General features: G+C 44.5%; 11 protein-coding genes. 3 read left to right on the top strand and 8 right to left on the bottom strand.

Going from position 1 to position 11,679, the window contains the following annotated elements:
* Positions 1 to 337: 337 nt before the first annotated feature.
* Both SLU01_RS03835 and SLU01_RS03830 read left to right on the top strand, forming a co-directional pair.
* On the top strand, positions 338 to 1,264 hold the full coding sequence (locus SLU01_RS03835) for a thermonuclease family protein (RefSeq protein WP_147055538.1): 927 nt from the start codon (positions 338 to 340) through the stop codon (positions 1,262 to 1,264).
* A gap of 182 nt (positions 1,265 to 1,446) precedes the next feature.
* Positions 1,447 to 1,713, top strand: coding sequence for a hypothetical protein (locus SLU01_RS03830; protein ID WP_246110858.1), 267 nt, complete (start codon positions 1,447 to 1,449; stop codon positions 1,711 to 1,713).
* Positions 1,714 to 1,871: 158 nt separating this feature from the next.
* On the opposite strand, the gene SLU01_RS03825 is transcribed toward SLU01_RS03830, so the two are convergent.
* From SLU01_RS03825 to SLU01_RS03805, 5 genes are all read right to left on the bottom strand, one after another.
* Positions 1,872 to 3,497 (bottom strand): sensor histidine kinase, encoded by a 1,626-nt coding sequence (locus tag SLU01_RS03825; RefSeq protein WP_147055526.1) that lies wholly within the window; start codon positions 3,495 to 3,497, stop codon positions 1,872 to 1,874.
* 284 nt (positions 3,498 to 3,781) lie between these two features.
* On the bottom strand, positions 3,782 to 4,066 hold the full coding sequence (locus SLU01_RS03820) for a hypothetical protein (RefSeq protein WP_147055524.1): 285 nt from the start codon (positions 4,064 to 4,066) through the stop codon (positions 3,782 to 3,784).
* Positions 4,067 to 4,309: 243 nt separating this feature from the next.
* Positions 4,310 to 5,980 (bottom strand): acyl-CoA dehydrogenase family protein, encoded by a 1,671-nt coding sequence (locus SLU01_RS03815; RefSeq protein WP_147055522.1) that lies wholly within the window; start codon positions 5,978 to 5,980, stop codon positions 4,310 to 4,312.
* Entirely contained in the window at positions 5,977 to 7,482 is a 1,506-nt protein-coding gene (locus SLU01_RS03810) for a class I adenylate-forming enzyme family protein (RefSeq protein ID WP_147055520.1), read from the bottom strand. Before SLU01_RS03810 ends, SLU01_RS03815 begins: the two co-directional genes overlap by 4 nt.
* 5 nt (positions 7,483 to 7,487) lie before the next feature.
* Complete coding sequence (locus SLU01_RS03805; RefSeq protein ID WP_174842610.1) at positions 7,488 to 7,865, bottom strand: MerR family transcriptional regulator; 378 nt, start codon at positions 7,863 to 7,865, stop codon at positions 7,488 to 7,490.
* 250 nt (positions 7,866 to 8,115) lie between these two features.
* On the opposite strand from SLU01_RS03805, the gene SLU01_RS03800 reads away from it, so the two are divergent.
* Positions 8,116 to 8,595: a competence protein ComK gene (locus SLU01_RS03800; RefSeq protein ID WP_170232577.1), complete on the top strand. Its 480-nt coding sequence runs from the start codon at positions 8,116 to 8,118 to the stop codon at positions 8,593 to 8,595.
* A 67-nt stretch (positions 8,596 to 8,662) separates the two neighbouring features.
* Here the strand turns inward: SLU01_RS03800 and SLU01_RS03795 are convergent, their stop codons facing one another.
* The 3 genes from SLU01_RS03795 to SLU01_RS03785 are packed head-to-tail and all read right to left on the bottom strand — an operon-like array spanning position 8,663 to position 11,671.
* Positions 8,663 to 9,577, bottom strand: coding sequence for a glycine betaine ABC transporter substrate-binding protein (locus SLU01_RS03795; protein WP_147055514.1), 915 nt, complete (start codon positions 9,575 to 9,577; stop codon positions 8,663 to 8,665).
* Entirely contained in the window at positions 9,574 to 10,425 is an 852-nt protein-coding gene (locus tag SLU01_RS03790) for an ABC transporter permease (RefSeq protein WP_147055512.1), read from the bottom strand. Before SLU01_RS03790 ends, SLU01_RS03795 begins: the two co-directional genes overlap by 4 nt.
* A complete protein-coding gene (locus SLU01_RS03785) occupies positions 10,418 to 11,671 on the bottom strand; it encodes a quaternary amine ABC transporter ATP-binding protein (protein WP_147055510.1) in 1,254 nt (417 codons plus the stop codon). Before SLU01_RS03785 ends, SLU01_RS03790 begins: the two co-directional genes overlap by 8 nt.
* Positions 11,672 to 11,679: the final 8 nt, after the last annotated feature.

The following is an 11,679-nucleotide window of genomic DNA, read 5'->3' as shown; positions in this document are numbered from 1 at the left end:
GGAATAAACGAGAACTCTATCTGCAGAATGAGAACCCAGCAATCTAGATTGAGAAATCTTTTGTTAATTCAATAGAAGTCCTCTTAAATCGTAAGTCTCACTCATAAAGAGAGCATTCCTTATTCATTTTCTTCATTCCCTCGTCGACTACAAACTTTCCTGCTATAATAATAGAGTTCTGTTACAAGGGAATACCCCTTAGTCAAACTTTAAAAAAATGTTATGGAGGATTGGAAATTTGAAGGTCATATTGATTATTATTGGGCTGTTGTTCATTGGATTGTTATATTGTGGAATGAATAAAATAAAGCAAAAAGAAGTAAAACGGACGTCAAAAATGGCATCACCTCTGCTAATTACAGGCTTAGTGGTTGTACTCTCGGGTTGTGCCGGTTCATTTGACGAAAACGAGTCAACTGATAAAGCAACGGAAGAGCACGTTGAAACAGTCGAGATAGAAAAGCTAGAAGAGAAAGCACCAGCGGAAGACAGTTCAAAGAAGGAAAATAAAAAGACTGAAACGGAAACTTCGAGTAATAGCGCTACTGCCGTAGAAAAGAATTCCGCTTCCACTGGAAAACCAGCTTCGGCGAAAAAGACTGAGACATCCGGTACGACGGCGCAAGTCCCCGTTAAATTGGTGAAGACGATCGACGGCGATACAATTAAAGTTTTGTACAACGGCCAGGAAATCAATGTCCGCTATTTATTGATCGACACGCCTGAGACGAGCCATCCGCGCCTTGGCAAGCAGCCATTTGGAGAAGAGGCGAAGGAGCGCAATCGGCAATTGGTCAATAGCGGTGCACTTACACTCGAATTCGATATCGGAGAGAGAATCGATAAATACGATCGATTGCTTGCCTACGTTTATGTCGACGGGAAAAGTGTTCAAGAAACTTTATTAGCGGAAGGATTGGCACGGGTCGCTTACGTATATCCGCCAAACACTCGTCATTTGACGCCTTTCGAGGAAGTCCAAGCGGGAGCGAAGAAAAAAGGACTCGGTATCTGGTCGGTTGAAAACTATGCGACCGATTCTGGATTTAACAGCGATGTAGTACCTGTGACAAAGCCAAGTAGTTCAACAGCGAAAAGCCCGACAACTCCGTCGACGCCAAGCGTAAATGTTGCGGACGGACAGGAATGGTTCAAAAACTGTACGGAGCTCCGCAAGAAATATCCGAACGGCGTTCCGGAAGGCCATGCTGCATACCAATCAAAAATGGATCGGGATAAAGATGGGTATGCGTGTGAAAAATGATATAAGGGTCGGTCATCTCTTTATCTGAAAAGGTGGAAAAGCTAGCGTTAGTTCGGCCATCACTCCTGAAGCCTTTTCTTGATATGTCACACTATTCTAAATACCACAGGAACGGTCTTTTTTAAAAAACAATAGCACTGCATTGCCCGGGGAATTGAACTCGTTCAAAGAGGGAAAGATACATGAAGGTCGACTACATTAATGACAGTCTAGGAGGACCGCCGATGCAGGAATTCAAAATCACTTATTTTTTTGATGAAGAGCATTACATCCGCCGCTTTATTTTCACTGAATCCTTGGAGAGCGCCGAACAACTTGTCCGAAATGAGCGGGATCAATACATATCCTTCCGCGACAGCAGGGGCATTTACCATGAACTTCATACCGGCAAAGTCCGCGTTGTTCAAATTTCGGAATATCATCGGGAAGAGAAAAAAGCCGATCAATGATTGAGCAAACCGCGAACTCGACTGGAAAGAATGGACCCTTGTGCAAAAAATGGACCCCGAACACGAAAGAACGGACCTTGTGATTTCATACAAAAAAGCTTCCCTAATATAATTTCCCGGGAAGCTTTTTTCTCAATTCACCATACAATTTCAACCTCTTAAAAAATTGGTATGACAGCGCTTGGTATTTCAATGTGGATGTCAGTACCTACACCTTGTTGGCCGTCTATAGAAATGGTACCAGCAAAAGAGTTGACCATTGCATGCATATTATAAAGTCCAATGCCAGGTGTCTTCTTTTCAGTCAATTGCCGCGGATTAAAACCGATTCCATCATCATAAATCGACAGTTCCGCTTTTCGTTCTGTTATGGTTAATTTCAACTCAATCTGCTTGCATTTACCATGTCGGACTGAGTTGCCGCATGCTTCCGAAATAATCCGGTATAATGTCTGCTTCACTTTTTCGGAAATGAACCCCTCTTCCCCTGTCATTTGGTAATCAATCCGGATATCATTCAGTCTAGCGAACTCTTCAAGGTATTTCTGTAAGCATACTAAAAAAGGCGTCTCGCCTTTTTTAACAGAACTAAGCCGGTAGACGACTGACCGTAGCTCTTTAATTGTCGAATTCGCTGTTTTGGAAAGGAATTCGTATTCTTCTTCCAACTCTCTGCTCGACATCGATCCGCCTTTCACTTTCAAACTATGCAATGAACAGACAAGCCCGAACAATCTTTGCGATACACTGTCATGGATCTCATTCGCAATCCGATTCTGTTCTTCAACAACGATCATTTCGTCCATCATTTCGTCCATATGCAGTTTTTCAAGCATGATTTCTGCCAACTCACATAGAAATTCAAATGGCTGGTTGCCAGGATAAACGTTGTTATTCTCCATTTCCACCCCTACGACACAAATATTGTAAGATGTCTTAATGACTTTCATTCCGAAAAATGCACCATTCAGTTCCATAACAAACGGCACTCGCTTGCCACGGATTTCTGGCCACTTTTCCTTTAACTTATTTTCGATATGATGATCATTATCTGCAATTGCAAAATGACTGTGTTGCTGATTAAAATCGGTCAACCAAAAGAATGCATTCTTGCTTTTCGTACTTTTTACGATAGATGCGGTGATTTCATTCATCAATTTCCGCACGTCCATTGCAGATGAAAATTTATCCATTAAGTGATAAAGCGACATGACCTGTTCCAGTGTATCTTGATATTTCTCATTCGTTTCTGTCAGTTTTTCATTGACATGCAACAGTTCTCTTGTAAGTCCGGTGAAAAGCCGAGTCAAAATGACGGTCAATAAACAGACAAGATAGAAGTATGACTGTCCTTCAAAAATCGGAGCTAAATTCCCCGTGTTTAAATAAGCGATGAATGTCGCACTACTGAGGAAAAAGGCTAGGATTCCCCAACAGAATAAAGAAGAGAGAAACATCGCAGCGACTAATACCGGATTTAGTGCATACCAAATGAAAGCGCTTGAAATCCCTCCCGTAGGAATTAATAACAACGTCACTCCGACCATTTCCGCAATGACGGTCAGTTTCATGATTGACGAATTTGCTGCATATCGAGTTTGCAAATCTGTAATAATCCATGCCGCAATGCATAAAGAGGCAATTACCCCCATTTTAAAACCGAGTACTGATTGCGGATCCATTAAAAAGAAAATTGAGGACAGAGCTAATGAAACGTATCGATAAAATATAAGCAATCCCATATTGCTCGATGGATTTCTTTTCAAGCTAATCGCATATCCCATTCCATACACCCCTATAACCACCTATTTCTTCTTTTTAAAATGAAAGCCTGACGAAACTTTTATTCTCTTATGCTCCCAGTATAGACAACCAATACTGAATATCACGTCATAAAATGCGATAATTAAGATTCTATTTTTGTCTGATTAGAAAAGATTTTGTCTGATTGGTTAATTTGGTGGCAGGCACCTTTACTATGTGCACAAATTGTGGAACTGCCGCTTGCAGTGCTTATGTATTGAGCTGCATCCTCACAGCTCATTTATATATTCGCATTCCCATTCCCCTATTTTCCTGCTTGTCCATCCAGCCTTTTATTCACCGTCTTGAGCGTCAAACCTGTATCGTCCGCCGCCAACTCCAATAGATCCAACTCCGCTTTGTTGAGGCCGTTTTCCAGCCTTTCGAATGATTCGGCATCATGCAGGTGCTGTTCGTATTCCTTTTCGAATGAAGCAAGAAGTTCTACGGCCGGTTCGACTGCGGCAAATATCGTAGCGCTGCACGCCACAACGGAAACTGCCAGTAGGATTGCTAGAACTTTTTTTATGACAATCACTCCTTTAGACATAGACCTTTTCATTAACTATACGACTTTCACGGCTGTTAGAAAATTAAATTTTTTAGATAAAAAATGCTATACTTTCATACAAATCGTCAACATACGAATTGAAACTTTGTGCATCGACAGCTTTTATTGTCTAATGCTGAAAAAAAGTGGGGAAACATTCATATTTCGCACCCGAAGCTAGACGATATCTAAAACACAAAAAAGTCGACTCGAAAGATTGAGCCGACTTCACATTTTTTCTATTCAAATCAATTCATCAAAATACTCAACCGTTTTCATCGGTGTTCCGAGTTTCCGCAATGACCAAGTATCTTCAATATAGATGTCCGCAAGTTTTTCGTACTTGTCGCCGTGTTTCATCGCCCATTCAAGCGCAACGATGCTTTCATATAGATGCGCCATCCGCTTCATAAGACCTTTCGCTTCGAGTGTTTGAAGTGCATTGTCCAAATTTGCAAATACCGTAAGATCGGTGGATAGCTTGTTTAATTCGACGAAAACCGCTTTTTTCATTTCGCTGTCATGGATGATGACAAGGCGGTTCCGCATTTCATCCAGAAATAGCTTGTGCGCTTCGTAATTATTGACGAGCCGGATGAGTTCGAGCCCTAAAATATTCGCGGTGCCTTCCCAGACGGTGAGCACTTGGGCGTCCCGCAGTAGGCGCGGTGTGACGAAATCTTCGATATAACCGTTGCCGCCATGCATTTCAATCGCTTCGTGCGCGAAATGGATTGCCTGTTCCGCCGTTTCCTTTTTCATAAGCGCGATAAAAAGACGATTGAGAATTGTTTCCCGATCGGACGCCGTGCCCTCTGTGACGCGTTCATACTGTTGGGTCAAATCAAAGACGGTAGCCACTTCGACATGGAGCTTTGCAACCATTTTTCCGATTGTATCCTTCACCATCGGATAGTCGATGAGCCGGTTGTCGAATGCGTTGCGGCGAGTGGCATATGCTTTTGATTCCAATAATGCCCTGCGCATGATGCCGACTGAAGCGACAGCATTACAAATGCGCGACAGATTGAGTGCTTCCATCATATAATAGAAACCTTTTGTCTGATCACCGACGACATAGGCGAGCGCACCGTCAAATTCGACCTCGCCTGAAGGTACGGCGCGCACGCCCAGTTTGTCCTTCAGACGGCGGATGCGCAAGCCATTCAGCTTGCCATCTTCTGTGCGCCAAGGAACTGCGAAAAGCGTCAATCCACGCGAGCCGTCCTGCGCTCCGTCAATTCTAGCAAGCACCATCGCGACACCTGCCATGCCGGCATTCGATGCAAAATATTTCTCTCCAAAGAGGCGGAAGTGATCGCCGTCTTGCACCGCTTTCACAACGTTTGCACCTACATCAGATCCTCCTTGCCGCTCCGTCAAAAATGTTGCGCCTTCGTATAACGGTACTTCACCGGTCGAGCAAACATTATTGAGGAAAAGGCTTTTCACATGTTCATCAGCGTAATGATCAAGCAAGTACGCGGTCGCCAGCGTCAACGTGACGGGGCAATGAAACCCCGGCTCCGCATGCGACAGAAGATAGCCTTGCGCGAAGCTGTACGTATAATTCCCTTTATGCCCGAGCTCTGGAATTTCCTTATGCACGTAGCCGACAATGCCCGTATCATACGTTTCCTGGACCGTTTTCCGATACCCTTCATTCACCCATACTTCGGAAACTTCCTCTCCGAATTTATCGTATTGGATGAGGCGGGGCTCCCCTTCGCGGTCAGTATATTTCGCACGCTCGTCGATTTCATTCGCACATAGTTCTCCGAAGGCATGCAGTTCCCGCTTCGCGTAGTTAAGGAATGGCCCATCCAGATGTTCTTCGAGTATGAGTTGAAGTGTTTCGTCGTTTTCAAAGAAATTGTCTATTTTAACGGAATCCGCTTCTTGTAGTACTTTCACTGGATTGTCACTCCTTCCCGCAATGGTTGTTTCAGAATTTTGCCGGATGCGTTTCGCGGCAATGCTTCAACTTGCTCGTACAAGCGCGGAACTTTGTATTTGGCAAGATGCTCCGCCAGGAATGCCTTCATTTCATTCACATTAACCGGTACAGTTGCAGCGAACACCGCTTTCACCGTCTCGCCCCATTCAGGATGCGGCACGCCGACGACCGCCACTTCCCGGATGCCAGGAAAACGAAGGATCGTTTCCTCGATTTCTTTCGGATACACATTGACGCCGCCCGAAATGATCAAGTCTTTTTTCCGGTCGACAATCCAAATGAAACCATCTTCATCGAACTTCGCCAAGTCGCCGGTCTTCAGCCACTCCCCGATGAAAGCCTTCTTCGTCTCTTCATCATTCTTATAGTAGCCGAGCATATTCCCTTCCCCGAGCAAGACGATTTCACCGATTTCACCTGTCGCAACGTCTTCCCCTTGTTCATTCACAATCCGGAGTTCTGTGTGAAGAGGCGCCCTGCGTCCGATGCTGCCCGCTTTCGTAGCGTGCTCATCCGCAAGCAGCAATGAACCGCTAGGACCTGCTTCCGTCAGGCCGTAGACGCAAATAAGATTATCCGTCTTGAATGCGGTTTTCACCATTTTCACTTCGTTTGCGGATAGAGGAGCTCCCCCGTACACCCACCACTTCATGGAAGAAAGATCAGCTTCCTTCAAACGCGGCTGTCCCGCCGTTAGTAAATAGGCGACAGGCGCACCGAAGAAATGGGTCGTTTTCTCTTTTTCTACCGTATCGATCAGTAGATCAGGTGTGAACGTCGGTGTGAGAACGAGCGTTGCACCGACATACATGCCCGCCATCATGAATAAATGAAGCGGTGCCGAATGGCTGAGCGGCATCATGAGAAGAATACGGCTTTCCGGTTTATATTCCATTTCAACTGCAATCAAGGAAGCGACAGTAAGAATGTTGCGATAGCTGAATAAAACCCCTTTAGGATCTCCTGTCGTGCCTGAAGTGTAAAGTATTGTCGATTCGTCGTCTTCTTTTAAATCGCATGGAATCGCTTGATCATCCGATTGCTGGATGAGCGTTTCGAAGCTTTTCCAGATTCCCGACGCTTCTCCTGTTTTGATTAAAATAGAAGGAGATTGCAATGTTCGCACCGTATCGAACAGCATTTCATTTGCAATGAGCGCTTCTGCATCTGAATGGATAAGCACATATTTCAATTCGTCTGTTGTCAATTTGACATTGATCGGTACGACAATTCCGCCGATTCGCTGCACCGCGAAATAGGCGACGATGAATTCCTCGACATTCGGCAGGAAGAGCGCCACCTTCGCTCCTTTTTGAATCCCTTCCTTTCTGAGTGCATGTCCGAACCGATTGACACGCGCATCCAATTCCTTATATGTCGTCCGCTTCCCCATGCTGACGACTGCTTCTGATTGCGGATACTTCCTTGCATTTCTCTCCAATAATTTTGAACTGTTCATTCCCTTCATTCCCCTTTCGAAATGTTTAACCTGTCAGTGAATTCTCCGAGTAGTTCTTCCATTTCACCCTTCATTTCTTGAAGTTCTCGAATTTTTTCATCGATTTCTCCAATTCTTCGTTTGCCATATTCGACTGTCCGTTCAAGCTGTTTGCGCCCTGACCGGTCTTTGTCGAACAGCAGCACCATCTCTTTGATTTCATCCAATGAAAACCCGTATCGCTTTCCTCGGAAAATCAGTTTCAATTTTGCAAGCTCTGCATTTGAATACATCCGCTGTTTGTGCACCGACCGATCTGGTGCAAGCAGCCCAATTTCCTCGTAGTACCGGATTGTACGCGTTGACACCCCAAATAATTCCGCAGTTTCTCTAATCGTCCTCAGCTTCACCACCCCTTCAGCTGTTTACGTTGACTATATCATTGACGTTAACGTAAAGGTCAAGTAGATCGGTTTGAATTTTGCAGAAATTGATCAGTGGGATTGCTACTGGAAATCCGCTAGAATTTCGTTAAAAAATGTACGTTATAATGTATTTTTCGCAATTTGCATATTTTTAAGACATTTATACTATTTATTTGGAATTCACCATGCTATAATAAATGGCGAAATGAGAAAAAAAGGAGGATTAGTTATGTTTAGTAAAAGTTTTTTACTCGATCATCGCGCGCTCGCATTACGTTGGGCGAACGGAGACGATGGCTTGTCGGAGATTCTAACGACGCATGGCAATTTTCTTTCTAACCGCAATCCTATGGAACTTTTGGATCAGGCAAGCATTTGGAATCATACTATAAGAAGTGGTTCTCACATGAAACCTGACCCATCATGCTTGAATCAACAAAATTATGGGTTTTTCCAAACAGCGGAATCCCGCGATGTGAACTGTGTATGGATTTTCAATCGCTTTTTCACTTCTCGTGCAGTCGGAATGAATAAGACTGAATTGCGATTTGAAAATGGTTCAACCATTTCCGTTCATGCGAGCAAGTCTTTTATTGATCAACAACGCAAACGCTTACATAGGGCAGACAAACCTATCTGCCAATTGAACTACATACTCCCGGGCAGCAAAGAATTCAACTACCATTATTATTCAATTGAACATCAATGATACGTCAAAAAGCCTCCAAACCGTGAAAAGGTTGGAGGCTTTTTGTGGTGTCAGGCACCGAATTTTTTTATTCTTTTAGGTCTTCGATAGAGTCGATGTCCATGTATTGTGGAACGACAAGGCCGATTTTAACGCCTTCCATGCTTACGCCGAGGTCTTCGAATTTACCATCAAATTTTTCTGCGTATGTTGCATGCGTCACCGGCAACCAAGCTGCAAGTGAAGCATCTGCGCTACCATCAGCGACTGCAGTCCAAAGCGGGCCTGCTTCCACTTGAGTCAATGTAACATCATATCCCATATCTTCCAATACGAGTTTTACAACGTTATGGCTTGCAATTTCACTATCCCATGCGACATAGGCTAGTTTGATTTCATCGCCATCAACTTTATCGATACCGTCAGTCCATTCTGCTACTTTATCTGGATTTGCATCGATCCAGTTTTGTGCAGCGACTACTTCTTTTTCACCTTCTTGAATAGCGACCATCACTTCACCCATGTCCTCTTCAGCCCAATTGAAGTTGGAAAGAATCTGATGTGCTTCAGGCAGGTCTTCCGCAAGCCCGACTCTGCCGATTGTATGAATTTCCTCTTCCCCACCATAAGAACCTTTCGGGTCATCCAAGTATTTCAAGTCGAATTTCGCGAATTTCCAATGTGGCGTCCAACCAGTAATGATAATCGGCTTTTCAGCGTCATACGCTTTTTTCAAAGACGCTGTCATCGCCGCACCCGATCCTGTTGTTACGTCCCATTTATCAAGCTCATAGTCCTCAATTGCTCTGTCAGTCGCTTCCATAATGCCAGCGCCTGGGTCAATACCAGTAATTTTATAATCAACGGATTCACCGACCGAAGTCGAGTTGCCTCCGCCCGAAGTTGTTTTGTCGTCAGCCTTATCATCATTTCCGCAAGCGGCAAGGCCTACTGCAAGTACTGCTACTGCTCCTAGTCCGAACATTTTCTTCTTAAAATTCATCGTATAGTTCCCCCTTGTTTTTTCTTACCTGCGTGCTGTGTAATCCGGTCAAGAATAATGGCGACGATGACAATCGATAGGCCGGTTTCAAAACCGACGCCCGTCTTCAATTGTGTTACCGCTCTATACACTTCTTCACCGAGTCCTGGTGCACCGACCATTGACGCGATAACGACCATGGATAGGGAAAGCATGATGCTCTGATTGACCCCAGCCATAATCGTCGGCTTGGCAAGCGGTATTTGTACTTTCGTAAGCCGTTGCCAAGTCGTCGAGCCGAATGCTTCAGTCGCTTCAATCAAATCTTTTGGTACTTGCTCAATTCCAAGCATTGTAAGACGGATAGTCGGCGGCATCGAGAAGATGACTGAAGCGACAACGCCCGGTACGACACCAATATTGAAAAAGAAGATCGCTGGCAATAAATAAACGAATGCCGGCATTGTCTGCATCAAGTCCAAAATCGGATTGATGATCTTTTTCACCGTCGGCTGCTGCGATCCCAATATGCCTAACGGGATACCGATAACAAGCGCAATAACTACCGACGTTATGACGAGCGATAGCATTTGCAACATCGAATACCAGTAGCCTAGGTAGTCAATGAACAACAGTCCGACCAATGTAAATATCGCGATTCTGCGAGTAGAGATGAACCAGGCAAGCAATGCGAAAAGAATGGCCAGCACGATGGATGGCACCATATCCATCAAATCCACCGATCCTTCGACAATACCTTTTAGAAAGGCAGATATTCCGTCGAAGACAGATCCGAAATGAGTAACAAGCCAATCAACACCAGTATCAATCCAATCTGCGAATGGCAATCGTGGCAATAAATTATCCATGGTTGACCACCTCGACTTCTTCCGCAACTACGGATTCTACTGGACTGCTATTAATAAACTGGCCGTCGCCTGCTAAAGCGCCGATCAGTGCACCACGAATGATAATACCTTGCAAATGATTCTGTTCGTTCACAACAGCGACTGGAATCGTCGTCGTCGAAACAGTATCGAACAGATCAGTTAATACTGTATCCGGAGTAATTGTCGGAACATCCCGAATCAAGACATCTTCCAATGTTTTACCTGAATCCGTTGCGTCAAGTGCATCTTGCGCTGTCACCGCACCAATCAACCGATTCCCTTTATCCACAACATAAATGGATGAAATCCCCTGTCTTTTCATAAGACGCAATGCAACTCGGGCACCACGATCTATTTGAACCATATCCGCCTTCTTCATAATATGGCCTGCTGTCAACACTTTCGAAAGGTCAACATCCTCGACAAAACGTTCAACGTATTCATTCGAAGGGCTCATTAAGATTTCTTCAGGCGTCCCGATTTGAACGATTTCTCCGTCCTTCATTAGAGCGATGCGATCGCCGATCCGAAGTGCCTCATCCAAATCATGGGTGATGAAAATAATTGTTTTTCCCATATCATGATGCAGTTGCAGCAATTCATCCTGCATATCTTTACGAATTAACGGATCCAGCGCACTGAATGCTTCGTCCATCAATAAAACATCTGGACCGTTTGCAAGCGCTCTCGCCAATCCGACACGTTGCTGCATTCCGCCACTTAGCTGGCTAGGATATTGTTCTTCATATCCTGCTAGTCCTACGAGTTTCAGTGATTCGCGTGCTTTCTCTTGCCGTTCCGCTTTCGCAATCCCTTGAATTTCGAGACCATATTCCGTGTTCTCAAGAATTGTCTTATGAGGGAAAAGGGCGAAATTTTGGAACACCATTCCAATTTTTTTCCTTCTGATTCCGCGAAGCTGCTCTTTATTCATCACGACAATATCTTCCCCATCAATTCGGATTGACCCCATCGTCGGATCAATCAACCGGTTCAACATCCGGACCAACGTCGATTTCCCACTTCCAGATAGCCCCATGATGACAAATATTTCACCATCATAGACATCGAAAGAAGCGTTTTTCACACCTACCGTAGCTCCGGTAGACTTCAAGATTTCACCCTTCGATTTGCCTTCGTTCAATAGCTGCGCCGCGCGCTTGCTATGTTTACCGAAGATTTTAGTCGTATTGACGACTTCGATTTTCTTTCTTTGTTCTTCCATGCGTACAC

Origin of the sequence: Sporosarcina luteola (assembly GCF_007991495.1) — a bacterium.
In the GTDB taxonomy this organism is placed as follows: Bacteria; Bacillota; Bacilli; order Bacillales_A; family Planococcaceae; genus Sporosarcina; species Sporosarcina luteola.
This window is presented reverse-complemented; position numbering and strand designations above follow the sequence as displayed.